This is a genomic window from Citrobacter sp. wls615, from assembly GCF_005281355.1.
Classification (GTDB): domain Bacteria; phylum Pseudomonadota; class Gammaproteobacteria; order Enterobacterales; family Enterobacteriaceae; genus Citrobacter; species Citrobacter werkmanii.
On the sequence record NZ_SZXM01000049.1, the window covers coordinates 1 to 16,614 of the forward strand.

At 53.6% G+C, this 16,614-nt stretch carries 18 protein-coding genes; 2 read left to right on the forward strand and 16 right to left on the reverse strand.

The window, feature by feature from the left end; all coding sequences use genetic code 11:
• A partial coding sequence (locus FDX04_RS14190; RefSeq protein ID WP_137361052.1) for a lysozyme inhibitor LprI family protein occupies positions 1–236 on the forward strand: 236 nt, incomplete at its 5' end.
• Between the two features lie 328 nt (positions 237–564).
• Here FDX04_RS14190 and torA read toward each other — a convergent pair.
• The 11 genes from torA to ccmA all read right to left on the reverse strand — a co-directional run bounded on the left by torA (position 565) and on the right by ccmA (position 11,060).
• Complete coding sequence (torA, locus tag FDX04_RS14195; protein ID WP_137371102.1) at positions 565–3,084, reverse strand: trimethylamine-N-oxide reductase TorA; 2,520 nt, start codon at positions 3,082–3,084, stop codon at positions 565–567.
• A gap of 9 nt (positions 3,085–3,093) precedes the next feature.
• On the reverse strand, positions 3,094–4,257 hold the full coding sequence (locus FDX04_RS14200) for a NapC/NirT family cytochrome c (protein ID WP_137361053.1): 1,164 nt from the start codon (positions 4,255–4,257) through the stop codon (positions 3,094–3,096).
• Positions 4,258–4,482: 225 nt separating this feature from the next.
• Positions 4,483–5,349 carry a c-type cytochrome biogenesis protein CcmI gene (ccmI, locus tag FDX04_RS14205; RefSeq protein ID WP_042309383.1) on the reverse strand — a complete coding sequence of 289 codons (867 nt, stop codon included), beginning with the start codon at positions 5,347–5,349 and terminating at the stop codon, positions 4,483–4,485.
• Positions 5,346–5,813, reverse strand: a complete 468-nt coding sequence (locus tag FDX04_RS14210; RefSeq protein ID WP_077949340.1) for a cytochrome c-type biogenesis protein — start codon at positions 5,811–5,813, stop codon at positions 5,346–5,348. Before FDX04_RS14210 ends, ccmI begins: the two co-directional genes overlap by 4 nt.
• Positions 5,810–6,367, reverse strand: a complete 558-nt coding sequence (locus tag FDX04_RS14215; protein WP_137361055.1) for a DsbE family thiol:disulfide interchange protein — start codon at positions 6,365–6,367, stop codon at positions 5,810–5,812. The genes FDX04_RS14210 and FDX04_RS14215 overlap by 4 nt, the downstream gene beginning before the upstream one ends.
• Positions 6,367–8,319 carry a heme lyase CcmF/NrfE family subunit gene (locus FDX04_RS14220; protein ID WP_137361056.1) on the reverse strand — a complete coding sequence of 651 codons (1,953 nt, stop codon included), beginning with the start codon at positions 8,317–8,319 and terminating at the stop codon, positions 6,367–6,369. Before FDX04_RS14220 ends, FDX04_RS14215 begins: the two co-directional genes overlap by 1 nt.
• A complete protein-coding gene (gene ccmE, locus FDX04_RS14225; RefSeq protein WP_042309391.1) occupies positions 8,316–8,792 on the reverse strand; it encodes a cytochrome c maturation protein CcmE in 477 nt (158 codons plus the stop codon). The genes FDX04_RS14220 and ccmE overlap by 4 nt, the downstream gene beginning before the upstream one ends.
• Entirely contained in the window at positions 8,789–9,001 is a 213-nt protein-coding gene (gene ccmD / locus FDX04_RS14230) for a heme exporter protein CcmD (protein ID WP_042309392.1), read from the reverse strand. The genes ccmE and ccmD overlap by 4 nt, the downstream gene beginning before the upstream one ends.
• A complete protein-coding gene (locus FDX04_RS14235) occupies positions 8,998–9,744 on the reverse strand; it encodes a heme ABC transporter permease (protein WP_042309394.1) in 747 nt (248 codons plus the stop codon). The genes ccmD and FDX04_RS14235 overlap by 4 nt, the downstream gene beginning before the upstream one ends.
• Before the next feature lie 36 nt (positions 9,745–9,780).
• Positions 9,781–10,440 carry a heme exporter protein CcmB gene (ccmB, locus tag FDX04_RS14240; RefSeq protein ID WP_079224734.1) on the reverse strand — a complete coding sequence of 220 codons (660 nt, stop codon included), beginning with the start codon at positions 10,438–10,440 and terminating at the stop codon, positions 9,781–9,783.
• Complete coding sequence (gene ccmA / locus FDX04_RS14245) at positions 10,437–11,060, reverse strand: cytochrome c biogenesis heme-transporting ATPase CcmA (protein WP_137361057.1); 624 nt, start codon at positions 11,058–11,060, stop codon at positions 10,437–10,439. The genes ccmB and ccmA overlap by 4 nt, the downstream gene beginning before the upstream one ends.
• A 373-nt stretch (positions 11,061–11,433) precedes the next feature.
• Here ccmA and FDX04_RS14250 point away from each other — a divergent pair, with 373 nt between their 5' ends.
• Positions 11,434–11,727: a YciI family protein gene (locus FDX04_RS14250; RefSeq protein ID WP_042309397.1), complete on the forward strand. Its 294-nt coding sequence runs from the start codon at positions 11,434–11,436 to the stop codon at positions 11,725–11,727.
• A gap of 50 nt (positions 11,728–11,777) precedes the next feature.
• On the opposite strand, the gene phoH is transcribed toward FDX04_RS14250, so the two are convergent.
• The 5 genes from phoH to efeU all read right to left on the reverse strand — a co-directional run bounded on the left by phoH (position 11,778) and on the right by efeU (position 16,396).
• Positions 11,778–12,566 carry a phosphate starvation-inducible protein PhoH gene (gene phoH, locus FDX04_RS14255; protein ID WP_006685183.1) on the reverse strand — a complete coding sequence of 263 codons (789 nt, stop codon included), beginning with the start codon at positions 12,564–12,566 and terminating at the stop codon, positions 11,778–11,780.
• Positions 12,545–12,841, reverse strand: a complete 297-nt coding sequence (locus FDX04_RS24215) for a hypothetical protein (protein WP_042309399.1) — start codon at positions 12,839–12,841, stop codon at positions 12,545–12,547. Before FDX04_RS24215 ends, phoH begins: the two co-directional genes overlap by 22 nt.
• 246 nt (positions 12,842–13,087) lie before the next feature.
• Positions 13,088–14,371, reverse strand: a complete 1,284-nt coding sequence (gene efeB, locus FDX04_RS14260; protein ID WP_061381821.1) for an iron uptake transporter deferrochelatase/peroxidase subunit — start codon at positions 14,369–14,371, stop codon at positions 13,088–13,090.
• A 5-nt stretch (positions 14,372–14,376) separates the two neighbouring features.
• Positions 14,377–15,504, reverse strand: a complete 1,128-nt coding sequence (efeO, locus tag FDX04_RS14265; protein ID WP_137361058.1) for an iron uptake system protein EfeO — start codon at positions 15,502–15,504, stop codon at positions 14,377–14,379.
• A 58-nt stretch (positions 15,505–15,562) separates the two neighbouring features.
• Positions 15,563–16,396: an iron uptake transporter permease EfeU gene (efeU, locus tag FDX04_RS14270; RefSeq protein WP_137371103.1), complete on the reverse strand. Its 834-nt coding sequence runs from the start codon at positions 16,394–16,396 to the stop codon at positions 15,563–15,565.
• Between the last annotated feature and the right edge of the window lie 218 nt (positions 16,397–16,614).

Here is a 16,614-nt window from a genome sequence, read left to right on the forward strand (position 1 = left end):
CTGAAGTCAAAAGTGCAGCACTGGATGATACTATCCCGATTGCACTTTACAGACTGGATAAATCTAATCAAGCGTTTATTCGTTATCGTCTTGCTCAGTGCTCGTTTGCAGAATCATGGGGAAATGGTGTGGGGAGTTTTACTCGCATATATTCCTGTATGGCTGAACTAAACAGACAAAGAGCCGAACAATTGATGCATGCTGATATTCCTAATTATACAGAGGATATGAAATAATCATGACCCGTTTACTGTTATGCTTTTTACTTTTTGTGTGCAACTCATCATATTCACGCGAGGAGCCAGAATATTCAAAAACATATACCCCAGACGAGTATTATTATTTATCTTCTAAAATCCCAAAAGAAATTCGTCAACTAAGTTTATACACCGATATCGTACGCAAGTACGGGCTTTTTTTTCGCATATTGCACGCCTGCGGAGGGATGAGAAGCCCCGACCGGGGTTCAGCAACTGTATACAGCCAGGATTAAACGCAGCACGGTAAAGAAACGGCCCCTCTCACCACTGGCAAGAGGGGCCGTTCGTTATGACCGGCTGTCGATTATGCGCCTACAGGCACATTATGCGCGGTGTTTTGCAGCACCGGTCCGGTATATTTCTCGATCTGCAACTGTGACATCTGCCCGCAGTTCCCCTGCGCCAGGCTGGAGGAACCGACGTCAAAGGTCAGACAGTTGACGTTACCGTTCTTACACAGCGAACCAGGCTGTGACGGATCGGCCGGGTCAAACCACGCCCCTTCGCTGATTCGCACCACCCCTTCACGGACGTTATCAGTGATCACCGCCCCTACCAGGATCTGCCCGCGATCGTTAAAGGCACGAACCAGATCACCCGCACTAATGCCACGTGCGCTGGCATCCTTCGGATGGATCCAGATAGCCTCACGGTCGGCTACTGCATACTTCTTACGTAGCGGCGTGTTGTCGAGCTGAGAGTGTAGACGGTTAATCGGGTGACCGGTATTCAGCGACAGCGGATATTTCGCTGCTTCCGGCCCGCGATACCACTCGTGAGGCGGCATCCAGGTCGGGATCGCTTTACAGTCCTCGTAGCCCATTTTGGCAATGGCATCAGAATAGATTTCGATTTTGCCGGACGGCGTACCCAGTGGATTAAGCAGCGGGTTCTCGCGGAAATCAGCAAAGCGTACCCACTGTTTATTCTCTTCCGGAATCGGGAAGCGGATATAGTTGTTGGACGCCCAGAACATATCAAACGGCGGCAGCGCCACGCGTGCGTTACGCGCCTGAGCTTTCATGTCGTCATACATGCCTTTTAACCATAACATCTCATCTTTACCTTCGGTAAAGGCGTCGTGTACACCGAGGATTTCGGCAATACCGGCAAAGACGTCAAAGTCATTTTTCGCTTCATGCTGCGGCGGCACACACTGGCGTAGCGGGAAGACGTAGAGCTGCGAGTAGTCGCCGCCCATGTCCAAATCGTTACGTTCATAGGTCGTGGTAACAGGCAGCACGATGTCGGCATGTTTGGCCGTTGCCGTCCAGTAAGGTTCGTTGACGACCACGGTCTCCGGGTGCTGCCAGGCTTTGACCAGGTTATTGGTATCCTGATGCTGGTGGAAGGTATTCCCCCCCGCCACGTAGACCATTTTAATATCCGGGTAGGTCACTTTCGTGCCGTTATAATCAATGGTCTTGCCAGGGTTCGCCAGCGCATCGGCAATACGCGCTACCGGGAACGGTGTAATGTCTTTTGCCGCCGGAGAGGTTGGGCTACCCGCCGAGATCCCGGCGAGAATGCCGCCGCGCGCGGTCGGGCTACCGCCAGAAGAGTAGTGATAGCTAAATCCGAAGCCGCCGCCAGGCAGACCAATCTGCCCCAGCATCGACGCCAGGGTCACCATCATCCAGTGCGCCTGCTCGCCGTGATGTTGCCGCTGAATGCCCCAGCCGCCCATGATCATGGTGCGGTGTTTTGCCATATCGCGCGCCAGCTGTTTGATCACCTCGGCGTCAACACCGCTGATGTCCGCCGCCCAATTGGCGTCTTTCACAATACCGTCGTCCTGACCGGTCAGATACGCTTCAAACTTATCGAAGCCGACGGTATAGGTTTTCAGGAAGTCAGCGTTATGCAGTTTTTCCACCAACAGCGTATGGGCAATCCCCGCCATCAGCGCACAGTCGGTATAGCTGTGCGGGCCAATCCACTCGGCACCCAGCATGCGGGCGCTGTCGCTGTGCACCGGATCGATACAGATCATCCGGGTGCCTTTTTTCTTCAGCGCTTCAAAACCAGTCTGGCTGACGTGATCCGGCAGGTTCCAGCTGTTTTTAAGCGTGATCATAGGGTTACAGCCAATCATCACCACCAGCTCGGTGTTTTCAATGACGTTCGGCCATGCGGTCTGCTGCTCATAAACCTCAACAGAGCCCACTACATGCGGCATTATTACCTGTGCGGCACCGGTCGAGTAGTCGCCGGAGTAGCCGACAAAACCGCCTGCCAGGTTCATCATGCGCTGCAGTAGTGTTCTTGGGTTGTGGAACATCCCCACACTTTTCCAGCCATAAGAGCCCGCATAGATAGAGGACGGTCCGTGCTCTTTCTGCAGACGGCTGATTTCACCGGCCACCAGATGCAGCGCTTTATCCCAGCTTACGCGCACCCACTCATCGCGGCCACGCAGCTCAGGTTTACAGTCTTTCGCGCCGCCTTCCAGCCAGCTTTTACGCACCATCGGGTACTTAATGCGGTTTTCGGCATACACCTGATAGGGTGCCATAGTAATCAGTTCGTTCGGATACGGATCGTCTTTCACCGGACGAACGTCAACCATTTTGCCATCGCGGACGATCGCTTCAAACGCGCCCCAGTGGGCACCGGTCAGAATACCGCTCTCCGCCTGGCGCAGCGCGACAAACTGTGGCAATGCCTGACTAATCGCTTCGGCCAGCGCCGAGCGTGGCCACATTCCCGCCAGCAGCGGTGCCGCCATTAAAGCTCCGGCACCGGCCAGAAAACGGCGACGAGTCAGATTCATACCTGCTTCCTGGCTCTGCTCCGCCATGTCATGGTCACTATTCTTTTTCATCATGGCTCCTTATTTTTTGTCCTGATCGGCTGCTGCGGGCATGTCGCTCGCGTGTTTTTGTACGTACTGGGTCAGAAGACGAACCTGTTCCTGCGTTAGCGACGTACGACCGGACATGCCTTTAACCACCCCAATCCACTGGTTGGCGTTAAAGCGATTCAACTCGGTAAGACCATGGCAACCGGTACAGTTGTTAGCCATGAGATCGGAAGCGTAGCTCCAGATTTTTTGTTGATCGCCAATCAGACTTTTCGCCGGCAGCCAGACCTGCAGATCGACTTCATGCCAGACCTGTTTGGTCTCTTCATCAGTTACCGTGCTGTTCACTTTCAGCGCTTTACGCGCTTCCTCGCCCAGCAGGGCGCTCATGATGCGTTTACCGCGCGCGGCGTAGAACGCCTCAGTGACGCCATCCTGCTGCCAGCCTTTGACATCAGCCAGGACCATATCACCGTCACGTTTCACTACCTGCACTTCGGTGGAAGCCATCAGGTTACCGTCGTTATGATCGGCGGTTTTCTCACTGAGCCAGAACGGTTGGGTTTGAATGGTGTACAGCGTGGTCGCCGTTGCCGGCGTTTTCGCTGCCGCATTCGCCAGTTCGCTCGCCCCGGCTGCCGCCAGGCCACTCATGTTCGGCAGAATGTGCGCGACGCCTTTATGACAATCGATACAGGTTTGGCCCTCTTTGATCGCCACCGGGTGCTGCTTACGGGCTTCAGGGGTTTGCGCCAGAATATCCATCGCTTTGTAGTCGTGGCAGGAACGACAGGTTGCCGAGTCGTTCTTCTTCAACCCATCCCACACGCTCTGGGCCATCGCGAGCTTATGCGCCTCGTATTTTTCTGGGGTATCGATTTTACCGGTCATTTCACCCCAAACATCTTTCAGGGCGCCAATTTTGGTCAGCATGTAATCGATCGGCTGGTGGGGAACGTGGCAATCGGCACACTCGGCGCGAATACCTTTATCGTTCTGGAAATGCACACTGCCCTGATATTCCGCCAGAGGTTGTTGCATGGTATGACACGACACGCAGAATTCGGTATCGCTGGTTTTATGCATGATAGTTGCCGTACCCGCCAGCAGCACGACACCAATAATGATCCCAACCAGCAGGGCGATAAATATAATTTTTCGCCTACCCGAACGTTCCAGTGAAAGTTTTCTCATCTTATTATTTAACCCTTTTCCTAAAATAAAGACGCAATAGTCCTTGCCACATGACAATCGCTATATAAAAATATTTATAGCGATTACCGTCATCTTCTAATCCAACAATGCTTATGGAAGTTTGATTCTGCGGGCTAATCATCAGAGGTTGATTAGCCGATAATTTCAGCGTGGTATCACATTGCAAACCGAGCAAACCTTCGTGCAAATGTTGATATATTTTGATTATTTCAGTGTAGCGATTTGTTCTTTTTTCGCGCGGTCGATACTACGAATAATGATCTCTCGTTGGCTATCATCCGGCGGTAACAGTTTCAGCATCAGTTGCCATGCCGCTATCGCTTTATCATATTGTTGATGCTCAAAGGCGTTAAACGCCACAAGGCTGAGCACCCGTACATCGTTATGGTTATTTTTGAGCAACGTATCAAGCAACTGCTGGGCTTCACGGCTATCATTCGGATCCGTAGAGTGCAGCAATGCTTCGGTGTAGCCCAGCTGCGCATCCGCATTTCCCGGCGCCAACTGTCGCGCTTTATCAAACGCCTGTAACGCAGCCCCGGGGTTATTCAGCACCAGTTGTAGCCTGCCGAGCATCGTCCAGCTTAGCTGGTCTGCCGGATATTGTTGCAGACGGGTACGTAGCCCCAGCGCCAGGCGAAACAGCTCTTCTTCCGACAGCGGTTTCCCCTGGGGATCCATCACGCGCTGCATCAGTTGCGGCGTTTGTTGCACGACCTGCTGCCACTCAATTACACGGGGGACGTAACTCGTTCGGACGAATACCCCTACGCATAAAGAGGTTAGTATAATAACCCCGAGAATATACACCCAATAGCTACTATTTTTGTTATCCGTTTTTGGCGACTCAGGCAAATCTTCCAATAAATTCAAGCGTAAATCGTCAACTAACTGCTGTTGCTGAGCCGCATTTACCGGAGAAATGTCTTCATCAAGCTCCTGAAGACGCGCACGAAAAATCATATGATTCATCGTGTTACGATCAACGCGCTGTCTGCCAGACCAGGGAATGAACAGCAATGCCGCCGTCCCCAGCAGTAAAATTATCATGATGAGAAAAGCGACGATCATTTCAGGGTCCTTTTGTTTTCATCGAGAAGCGCTTGCAAACGCGCCTGCTCATGCGGACTGAGTTCCGTTTCCTGCGCGGCCCGCGGGCGACGGCTTAAACGGAAAATGACCAGCGCGCCGCCCAGAACAAAACAGGCAGGGAGCAACCAGAGGATCAGCGTAGCCAACGTTACCGGCGGTTCATAGGTGACGAAGTTACCGTAGCGCGCCACCATATAATCGGTAATTTGCTGATTGCTTTGCCCCTCCTCCATCAGTTGCCAGACTTTTTTACGCATATCGGCGGCAATCATCGAATTGGAGTCGGCAATGCTGTTGTTTTGGCATTTCGGGCAGCGCAGCTGCGCGGTCAGTTGGCGGAACTGCTGCTCCTGAGCCTCATTTTTAAACGGATAAGTGTCAATCGCCGCCAGCGCCTGAAACGATAGCAACGCTGTCAGCAACGTCATTAGCAAAAATCTCACGCGCTGCCCTCCCGACTGTATTTATTCCACAATGGCAGGATTTCCTGCTGCCATACCTGTTCGTTCAGATCGCCCGCATGGCGGTAGCGAATAATGCCTTTGCCGTCGATAAGGAAGGTTTCCGGCGCACCGTAGACACCGAGATCCAACCCCAGCATACCGTCACCATCAAACACCCCCTGCGCGTACGGATTACCCAGCTCGTGCAGCCAGTCCAGCGCCTTCTGGCGATCGTCTTTATAGTTAATGCCCACAATGCGAATGCCCTGCGCCGCAAGGGAACGCAGGTATTGGTGCTCCGCGCGGCAGGTTGGACACCAGGTCGCCCAGACGTTAAGCAGCACCGGCTTCCCGTTGATAATACTGGACGCGTCCAGCATCACGTCGGGTTTCTCCAGCGATGTCAGGCGGAACTCCGGTAACGGTTTTCCAACCAGCGCCGACTCCAGCGCCGTTGGGTCATCGCCGTCGCTATTGCGCAGCAGTTGCCACATCAGCGCCGCCACCAGAACCAGAAAGATAACCAGCGGCAGATAAAGGACTTTGCGGTTCATTATGCGTTCTCCGGCAGCGATTTACGTAAGCGGTAGCGCGGGTCCAGAATGCATAATACGCCGCCAAGCGCCATTAACATTCCGCCAAACCAGATCCAGCGAACAAACGGTTTGTAGTACAGGCGCACCGCCCAACTGCCATCATCCAGTTCTTCACCCAGCGCGGCATACAGATCGCGCACCAGCCCGCCGTCGATGGCGGCCTCGGTCATCTCCATCCGGCTGCTGCTGTAGACGCGTTTTTCTGCCCGCAGGGTGCTGATGTGTTGTCCGTCCTGCGAGACGTCAATCACCGCTTCGCCGCCAAAATAGTTCGGGCCGGTAATGTCCTGAACGTCGCGGAAGACAAAGTGATATTGATGAATATCGGCGCTATCACCCGGCTTCATACGCACATCGCGCTCAATGCTATAGTTCTGGCTAAAGGCGATGCCAATCACCGTCACCACCAGCCCGACATGCCCAGCCACCATCCCCCAGTGGCTGCGTCCCAGGCGAGTTAGCCCACGCCAGAAGGTATGGCGATCGGTAGCGCGTTCCACGACCTCCATCACTGTCAGAACCAACGCCCACAGCGACATCAGCAGACCAAGCACGGTCATCGCCTTAATACGGTCCTGCATCAGCCACGGCAGCACCACGGCCAGCACAATCGACACCAGCGCCGCAATCAGCAGCCGCTTACGCAGCTTATGCAATTCATCGCGCCGCCAGCGCACCAGTGGCCCAATGCCCAGCAGTAGCGAGAAGGGAATCATCAGCACGATAAACAGCGAATTAAAGAATGGTTCACCGATTGAGATACTACCCAGCCCCAATAATTTATGAATCAGCGGCAGTAGTGTGCCCAACAGCACCACCAGCATCGCGGCGATCAGCAGGACGTTATTACCCAGCAGCAGCGACTCGCGCGACCACAGCTCATGCCGTACCCGAGAGCGCACCTTCCCGCCTTTAATGGCAAACAGCAGCAGCGAACCGCCGATGGTGATCACCAGCAGCGCCAAAATAAACAGGCCGCGCGTCGGATCAGAGGCGAATGAGTGCACAGAAATGAGTACCCCGGAACGCACCAGGAAGGTGCCAAGCAGGCAGAGCGAGAAGGCGAGGATTGCCAGCAGCACGGTCCAGGATTTGAAGCTACCCCGCTTCTCCGTTACAGACAGTGAGTGAATCAGTGCCGTTCCGGCCAGCCACGGCATCAGAGAGGCATTTTCGACGGGATCCCAGAACCACCAACCGCCCCAGCCCAGCTCGTAGTATGCCCAGGCAGAACCCAACACGATGCCCACCGTCAGGAAGCTCCACGCCGCCAGTGTCCACGGACGCGACCAGCGCGCCCAGGCGCTGTCCAGACGCCCGGTCATGAGCGAAGCGATGGCAAAAGCAAAGGCGACGGAAAAGCCCACGTAACCCATGTACAACATCGGTGGATGAAAAATCAGTCCAATATCCTGCAGCATCGGATTCAGGTCGCGGCCCTCGATCGGAAAGTCCGGCAGCGTGCGTACAAACGGGTTCGAGGTCAGCAGGATGAACACCAGAAAGCAAAAGGAGATCATCCCCATCACCGCCAGCACGCGGGATGATGCTTCCAGGGGAATGTTGCGGCTCAGCGCCGCCACTGCAAAGGTCCAGCCGCTCATCAGGAGCACCCACAACAGCAGCGACCCTTCGTGCGCCCCCCAGGTAGCCGCCACGCGATACCATACCGGCAGCAGCGTATTCGAGTTGCTGGCGACATACTGAACGGTGAAATCATTCACCACAAAAGCGTAAACCAGTATCAGGAATGACCCGAGGATCGCCGCAAACATGGCGAATGACAGCGGTTTCGCCAGTGCCATCATCCGCGTATCCTGGCGCATCGCACCCCAGGTCGGATACAGCCCGAGCAGGCAGGAAATACCCAGCGCCAGGCACAGCAGAAAATGCCCAATTTCAGGGATCATTGCGCGGCTCCTTGTTGATTTCCGGCAGGGTGATGATTTTCGTCCATCGCCTCTTTAATCTCCGGAGGGGTATAGTTTTCATCGTGTTTCGCCAACACCTCTTTGGCACGGATATGGGTGCCGTCTTGCAGCGTTCCCTGTGCCACCACACCCTGCCCTTCTCTGAACAGCGCTGGCAGGATCCCCGTATAGCTCACCTCTACCACGCCGCGCGCATCGTAGAGCTTAAAGGTCACGTCCAGCGTTTTATCGTCACGCTTCACGCTGCCGGGCATCACCATGCCGCCAATGCGCAGGCGCTGTCCCGGCTCCGGCTTCTGGCCATTTTCCCGCTTGCCGTAAATGATTTCCCCCGGCGTATAGAAGAGATCGATATTGGCGCTGAGCGCATACATCACCAGTCCGACCGTCAGCGCCAGTCCTCCCAACACGCTACAGGCAAGCCAGAGTCGTACCTTACGCCGCGGATTCACAACGCCTCTCCTTTTTTACGCGCCGCCTGCATCCGGCGCTCGCGCGCCATCTGACGCTGAACGTCAGCCAGCAGCGCCCTGCGCTGCCAGCATGCATGCCAGACCACAATCAGCAGCGAGAACGCCGTCACGGCAACTGCCAGCCAGACATAAAAGGCGTACCCGCCCATCTGCCAGAAATCACTCCAGGAGTGGAAAGCGCTCGTCATGAATTAACCTCGTTTTTGCGCCCGGAAACCAGCTGCGCCACCCATGGGCGGCGACGTTCCTGCAGCAGAATCAAATTACGCATACGCATTAATGTCAGAGTAATAAAAAGGAATAAGAAGCCGAAAATCGTTAAACGCAACGGCATACGCATAGATGGGTCGATGGTTTTCTGCATATTGGTCGACCCCTGATGCAGGGTGTTCCACCATTCAACGGAAAAATGAATAATCGGCAAATTGACCACCCCGACCAGAACGAGGATCCCGGCGGCGCGCCCGGCCAGGCGGCGGTCATCAAAGGCGTGATACAAGCCAATCACGCCGACATATAAGAACAGCAGCACCAGCTCGGAAGTCAGACGCGCATCCCACACCCACCAGGTGCCCCACATTGGTTTGCCCCAGGCAGAACCAGTGACCAGCGCGATGAAGGTATAGACAGCGCCGGGAAGCGCCATCGCCATCACCGCGTTGTCCGCCATTTTCATTTGCCAAATCAGCCCCACAAAGGCAGTCACCGCCATCGAGCCATAAATCCCCATCGACCAGATAGCCGCGGGCACATGCAGATACATGATGCGATAGCTTTCGCCCTGCTGATAATCCGCTGGGGCGTAGACAAAGCCCCAGATACAGCCCACCACCAGAAACAGCGCGCTCAGGATAGCCATTGCCGGAATAAATCGCCCGCAGACCTTATACAACCGCTCTGGAATGGCGAGTTGGTGTAATGCTTTCCACATTTTTTCTTTGCCTCATATTCCCGCAGATGACGGGAGTTATTGCACGCTGATTCGTAACGCTGCCGCAGTGGCGAACGGACTTAAGGTGGCGCTTCCTGCCAGGAAGGCCCCGAGGATCGCCAGATAGCCGTCAACCGGCAGCAGCATCTGCGCCGCGCCCACGGCGGCGGTCGCAAAAATTAATAAAGGGATCATCAACGGCAGCACCAGCAGGCTGAGCAATACGCCGCCGCGCCGCAATCCGACGGTCAGCCCGACGCCAATCGCACCAATAAAACTGAGCGTGGGCGTACCCAACAATAGCGTAAGCGCCAGCACTTGCCACTCCGCAACGGAGAGGCCAAACAGCGTGGCGATAAGCGGCGAGATGATTAACAGCGGTAGCCCGGAAACCACCCAGTGCGCGGCGACTTTCGCCAGCACCACCAGCGAAAGCGGGACTGGCATCAGCATCATCTGCTGCAACGAACCGTCCAGCCAGTCATCACGAAACAGCCGATCCATTGCAAGCAGTGAGGAGAGTAGCGCCGCTACCCAGACGATGCCGGGGGCAATTTGCCGCAGCAGCTGTGGCTCAGGGCCAATACTGAGTGGAAACAGCGTGACGATAATCAGGAAGAACCACAGCGGGTTGATAATTTCGGCAAAGTTACGAAAGGCAAGGCGCAGGTCGCGCCAGAAAATCTGCGCGATCATGCCACAGCCACCTCATACTCATTGAGCGTAATGGTGCGCAACGGGACGCACAGAGGCCGTAAAGGTTGATGGGTTGTCAGAATGACCGTGCCGCCCTGGACGACATGCTGTTCCAGTCGTGAGGTCAGTTTTTGCACACCGGCCACGTCCAGCGCAGTAAAGGGTTCATCTAAAATCCAGAACGTTGTGCGGCTTAGCCACAGTCTGGCCAGCGCCACGCGCCGCTGCTGCCCGACCGAAAGCTGTGCCACTACAACATCTTCAAAACCGACGAGTCCGACCTGCTCCAGCGCTTGCCAGCGCGTCTCAAGTGACGCCTGCGGGTGATAAAAACGCAGATTTTCCTCCGCCGTCAGCCCTCCTTTTACGCCAACCTGATGGCCAAGCCACAACAGTTGACGATGCCAGTCGTCACGCATCCGATGCAGCGGTTTACCCTGCCACAAAATCTGCCCTTCACTCGGCGTTGATAATCCGGTTAGTAGCTGTAATAAAGAGGTTTTTCCTGCCCCATTAGGTCCCGATATTTGGACAACTTCGCCGGGCTGAATAGAACATGACAGGCGGCAAAAGAGTTGACGTTCATCCCGCAGGCACGCAATATTTTTTAATTCAAGCATTAGAAGGCGGATCCAGTTCGGGAGCGCAGAATATTCAAGGATCTACAGTATAGCGAAAGTATGCGTTTCAGTTTGCCAAATATGTTAAAAAATATAAAACGCTTATGATCTGGAACATTATCGTAATATTTATCGCATCACGCATGTTTCATTATTATTAATAAAACCCGCCGATAAAGTGATTCCCGCCATTTTTTCGCCAGCCATCAACCACGTCAACTCATCCGCGCCCTACAAGTGTTCAATTAACATACATAAATGCGGCATATGAAGTTTTAATATTAAAACTTAGGAAGGACAGTGCTGATATTAATCTTTTCTCTCCCTGGTTATATGCTACGTTAATACACTTTCAAAAAACAGGGATAATAAAATGAGTGTTACTTATGTTGTTGTTTTAACCTATATTAAACCGTTAAATGAAGTCGATAGCCTACTTCCCGCCCACGTAGAATGGCTGAAAAAAGGCTATGCGGAAGGTTTATTCCTGGCATCAGGCCGCAAAATCCCACGTTCCGGTGGTGTGATATTGGCAAAATGTGATGATGCTGAAAAACTACAACACTATCTGAGCCTGGATCCCTTCCAGCAGGCTGGCGTCGCGAAAGTTGAGTTGATTCCATTTGAAGCGACCATGACGACTGCCGCCCTAAAAGATATTCTGTAATACCGCTAAAACAAAGCCCGGTTTCCCGGGCCTTGAAGACGGCATACTCATCAATTATAAGCGTTGAGCGTCCGCTGACAGAGGGCCGAGCGAACGCAATCATCTTTATTGAAACGAACGATCCCAACCATTTCATCTTCTTCGAAACGGGCCAGCGCGTCGCTTAGCCCTGAGCGAACGTGCGCAGGTAGATCGCACTGGGTTACATCCCCATTCACAATCACCGTCACATTCTCCCCGAGGCGAGTCAAAAACATCTTCATTTGCGCAGCAGTGACATTCTGAGCCTCGTCAAGAATGACCACGGCATTTTCAAATGTACGTCCACGCATATAGGCGAACGGCGCGATTTCCACCTTACCAATCTCAGGTCGCAGGCAATATTGCATAAAGGAGGCTCCCAGACGTTTCACCAGCACGTCATACACCGGGCGGAAATAGGGGGCGAACTTCTCGGAAACATCTCCAGGTAAGAAGCCGAGATCTTCATCAGCTTGCAGAACCGGACGGGTTACAATAATCCTGTCCACGTCTTTATGGATCAGAGCCTCTGCTGCTTTTGCTGCACTGATCCAGGTTTTACCACACCCGGCTTCACCGGTGGCGAAGATCAGCTGTTTACTCTCGATAGCATTCAGGTAGTGCGCCTGAGCCTCATTTCGCGCCGTGATTGGCGTGGCATCGCGACTATCACGCGCCATTCCGATCGCTTCTACGCCGCCCATCTGCACAAGCGAGGTGACCGATTCATCTTCACGTTGCTTATGGCTACGCGAGTCCCGCCTCAGCACCCGTTTTGCTTCGCGACGAGCTTTGATCACTGCTTTTTGTCTTCCCATGGATAGCACCTTGAGTTGTAGGTATACATCACACGCGCCGTTGGCGGCACGATTATGCGCACGAACATCTGAGGGTTGGCTTCCTTGTAAGCCATTGCTTGCTTTTGGATAAGACGCCACCCACGGCTACGCGCACCGTACAGGGCGTCAGTTACAAGGATAAAAAGTGAAAGGGGGAGATATTTAGCGGTGACGAAGTGGCTACCGGAAGAGAAACGTCCGCGTAAGGTACTGCTGTTACTGTGAAAAACGTGTCCAGTACAGGACTTTTCCATTCGCGATCTCCATAGTGAACAACTATCACCGCCGGGAACTACCGCTGTTACTTATAAGTACATCATAATCTTTCGCTAATGCAACAATATTTTTACTTGTCATTAACTTGATTTTGACTTGTCGCCACAGACAGTCTCTTGCAGAGAGATGACAAAATTATTTCATTCACAGACCGATCATAAAAAATAATTCGTTCATTCATGAAGATGTCAGTAAATGCCCCGCCGCGCTGCGGGGCATAGGTATCAAGCTTCGAGCAGGGTCTGTCCGAGATAATGATCTGCGGTTTTAACTCCCGGCAACGCAAAGAAGTAACCGCCACCAATTGGTTTGACATACTCCTCAAGCGCTTCACCGTTCAGGCGTTTCTGCACCGTCAGAAAACCTTTTTCCAGATCGTGCTGATAGCAGACGAACAACAGTCCCATATCAAGTTGACCGGAATTGGTCACGCCGAGCGAATAACTGTAACCGCGACGCATCATCAGGCTGGACTCAGTCTCTTTCGTACGCGGGTTTGCCAGACGGATATGGCTGTCGAGTGCAATCACCTCACCTTCTGGATCGCTGGCATAGTCAGGCACATCGTGCTCATGCTGCATACCCAGCGGCGCACCGGTGTGTTTATCGCGACCAAAAATCGTTTGCTGCTCTTTCAGCGGCGTGCGATCCCAAAACTCCACGCGGAACTGAATGAGCCGCACGGCCTGATAGCTGCCACCTTGCGCCCACGCAGGTTCGCCCTGCCCGTCCGTAACCCACACCACGTTTTGCATCAGCTTCACATCTGTAGCGTCCGGGTTCGCGGTACCGTCCTTAAAGCCAAGCAAGTTGACCGGGGTCTCTTTCCCTTTACTGCGCGCGGCGTGATCGGAAATAAATCCTTCACGTTTCCAGCGAACGCTGAGCAGATCGGGCGTATGTTTGATGATATCGCGCAGCGCATGGATGACTGTATCCTGCGTGTTGGCGCAAATCTGCAACAGCAGATCGCCATGGCACAGCGCTGCATCCAAAGAATCATTCGGGAAGCGCGTCATTTTTTGCAGCTTTTTCGGCATCTGCGGTTTCAGGCCAAAACGCTCATCAAACAGCGAGGAGCCGACCGACATCGTGATCGTCAGATTGTCTGGTGCAATGTATGCGCCAAGGATACCGGAATCCATCGGCGGTAACCGCGGATTCGGCGTATCCGGCGCGGGTCCACCGGTAGTCAGAAACGCAAATCGCCGGGTTAGCAGCCGGAACAGACGTTCAAGATCGGCCTTATCGCTGGCGAGAACATCGAACGCCACCAGCATCATAGATGCCTGTTGCGGCGTCAGGATCCCCGCCTGATGTTGACCATAAAACGGCTGCACTTCACTGCGAGCATCAGGAGACAACGTTCCCGGCGCGCTTTGCGGTTTTTGCGCATGGGCAACCGGGCATCCACCTGCCAACGCCAGCGCGCCACCCAAGGCGCCCATTCCTTTCAACAAACGTCGGCGTGACGGTTCACTCACGCCGTTTTCATTTTCTTGCTGCATAGTGCTTAATCCAGACCCAGAACACCGCGTAATTGTGACAAGTCTTCCGCCAGCGTCGTGATTGGCCCTTTCAGCGCATTGCGATCGGCATCGGTCAGTTTGTCATAGGTTTCAAAACCGTCTTTGGTACGGTACTTGCTCAGAATGGTATCGACTTTTTTGAAGTTCGCATCCACCTTCGCCAGCAGTTCAGCATTGGATTTTTGTAACTGCGGACGCAGGAGGTTGACAATTTTCTGCGCGCCATCGACGTTGGCCTGGAAATCCCACAGATCGGTATGGCTGTAGCGATCTTCTTCCCCACTGATTTTGCTGGCTGCGACTTCTTCGATCAGCCCAGCCGCGCCACCCACCACTTTAGACGGTGGGAAGGCCAGCTCGCTAATACGCGTTTGCAGCTCAAGGACATCACGGTTTAACTGGTCGGCGTACTTCTCCATACCTTTAGTGGAATTGTCACCAAACAGCGCCTTTTCCAGACGATGGAAGCCGGTAAATTTCGGATCGGCGGCTTTTTGTTCGTAATCATCTTCCCGCGCATCGATGCTGCCATCGAGATCGGAGAACAGTTCAGCAATCGGTTCAATACGCTCGTAGTGCTGACGCGTTGGCGCATACAGGGATTTTGCTTTTTCCACATCGCCGGCTTTAATCGCATCGGTGAAGGCTTTAGTACCCGCTACCAGTTGCGCGGTTTCAGCCGTCACGTAGGCTTTGTACTCGGTAATCGCACCGCCCAGGCTCAACAGAGCATCACTGTGCGCGGCATCCGCTGTAGCGCTTCCTTTTACGATCAATTTGCCTTTCGGGTTGGTCAACAGACCGCAGGTCATATCATATTCGCCAGGCTGCAGGTTGGCCGTCATTTTCTGGCTAAAGCCCGGCGCAATGTTTTCGCGCTCTTCAACCACCATAACGCCTTTGAGGATCTCCCACTCCAGCGCTTTCTGGCTGTGGTTCTGGATGATGAACTGCGTTTTCCCGGCGTTAACCGTGATCGTCATCGGCTCACACTGTTTATCGTTAACCGTGACTTTCACCTGCGGAATATCGGCGGCTTGTGCAGAAAAAACGGATGCAAACAGCGCGGCAATCCCTAACTGCAGCGCACTACGGCGAAAATGAAGCGTCATAACCTGGCCCTTTAAATAAGTATGTTGTAACTAAAAAGTATTCTGCATCGCGTTTTTTTTAAGGTGCGGTACGCGATGCCGTAGTGCCTGAACGCGGCGATAGTGCAAATATAATTAATGCCGGAATCAGGTAGATAAACCAGACAGCCACTTCACTCACGCTTGGCGCCTCCTGATAGCCGAAGATTCCTTCCATCAACGTGCCAAACAGCGAGTGCGTCGAAAGCACGCTGCTGATGTCAAATGCCACATCCTGAAAATGATTCCATAATCCGGCTTCGTGGAATGCGCGGATAGCCCCAGCAGCGAGTCCGGCGGCCACCAACAAAATGAACAGACTGGTCCACTTGAAGAATGCCCCGAGATTGAGACGAATACCGCCGAGGTAAATCAGATAACCCAATACCACCGCGGTTGCCAGCCCCAGCATCGCGCCCAGCGGCGGCCAGATGCCGACATCCTGCTGAAACGCCGCCAGCAGAAAGAACACCGACTCCAGCCCCTCGCGGGCGACGGCAAAAAAGACCATCATCACCAGAGCCCAGCCGTGATGGTTGCCGCGCTGTAACGCGTTATCGACAGCCTGTTCAAGCTGGACTTTGACGTTGCGTGAAACTTTACGCATCCAGAACACCATCCAGGTGAGGATCACCACAGCAATGACCGCCACGATGCCTTCGAACAGCTCCTGCTCTTTTTGCGGAAATTCCCCAGTGGTTTCGTTGATGAAAATCCCTAACGCCAGGCATAACGCCGCCGCCAGCAAAACACCAATCCACATCACACCAATCCAACGACCACGCTGAGTCCGTTTCAGGTAGCTGGCAATCAGGCTGACAATCAGCGCGGCCTCTAACCCTTCGCGCAACATAATTAGAAATGGAACAAACATGCGAAGAACCCTTAAACGTTATTCTCAGTCAACTGATGCAAAGAAAAGTAAATTACAGTGATAGTGATTATCATTACAGGAAAGAAAAACTCAAGCAGAATGTTTTGAGAATGATGACTTAATGTAAACAGTTAGTCTGGTAATGGTTAGTGTGAGTTTGAGACGGGAGCAATAAAAAAGCCCGCACGCGGCGCAATACCGATCAGTTAAGGATCGGT

Coding starts and splice junctions, on each gene's coding strand:
- phoH (WP_006685183.1), bottom strand. CDS start 12,566: ATGGGAAGACAAAAAGCAGTGATCAAAGCTCGTCGCGAAGCAAAACGG.
- efeU (WP_137371103.1), bottom strand. CDS start 16,396: ATGTTTGTTCCATTTCTAATTATGTTGCGCGAAGGGTTAGAGGCCGCG.
- ccmB (WP_079224734.1), bottom strand. CDS start 10,440: ATGATCGCGCAGATTTTCTGGCGCGACCTGCGCCTTGCCTTTCGTAAC.
- FDX04_RS14220 (WP_137361056.1), bottom strand. CDS start 8,319: ATGATCCCTGAAATTGGGCATTTTCTGCTGTGCCTGGCGCTGGGTATT.
- efeB (WP_061381821.1), bottom strand. CDS start 14,371: ATGCAGCAAGAAAATGAAAACGGCGTGAGTGAACCGTCACGCCGACGT.
- FDX04_RS14200 (WP_137361053.1), bottom strand. CDS start 4,257: ATGAGAAAACTTTCACTGGAACGTTCGGGTAGGCGAAAAATTATATTT.
- ccmD (WP_042309392.1), bottom strand. CDS start 9,001: ATGACGAGCGCTTTCCACTCCTGGAGTGATTTCTGGCAGATGGGCGGG.
- ccmI (WP_042309383.1), bottom strand. CDS start 5,349: ATGATCGTCGCTTTTCTCATCATGATAATTTTACTGCTGGGGACGGCG.
- ccmA (WP_137361057.1), bottom strand. CDS start 11,060: ATGCTTGAATTAAAAAATATTGCGTGCCTGCGGGATGAACGTCAACTC.
- FDX04_RS24215 (WP_042309399.1), bottom strand. CDS start 12,841: ATGGAAAAGTCCTGTACTGGACACGTTTTTCACAGTAACAGCAGTACC.
- FDX04_RS14215 (WP_137361055.1), bottom strand. CDS start 6,367: ATGAACCGCAAAGTCCTTTATCTGCCGCTGGTTATCTTTCTGGTTCTG.
- FDX04_RS14250 (WP_042309397.1), top strand. CDS start 11,434: ATGAGTGTTACTTATGTTGTTGTTTTAACCTATATTAAACCGTTAAAT.
- efeO (WP_137361058.1), bottom strand. CDS start 15,504: ATGACGCTTCATTTTCGCCGTAGTGCGCTGCAGTTAGGGATTGCCGCG.
- FDX04_RS14235 (WP_042309394.1), bottom strand. CDS start 9,744: ATGTGGAAAGCATTACACCAACTCGCCATTCCAGAGCGGTTGTATAAG.
- torA (WP_137371102.1), bottom strand. CDS start 3,084: ATGAAAAAGAATAGTGACCATGACATGGCGGAGCAGAGCCAGGAAGCA.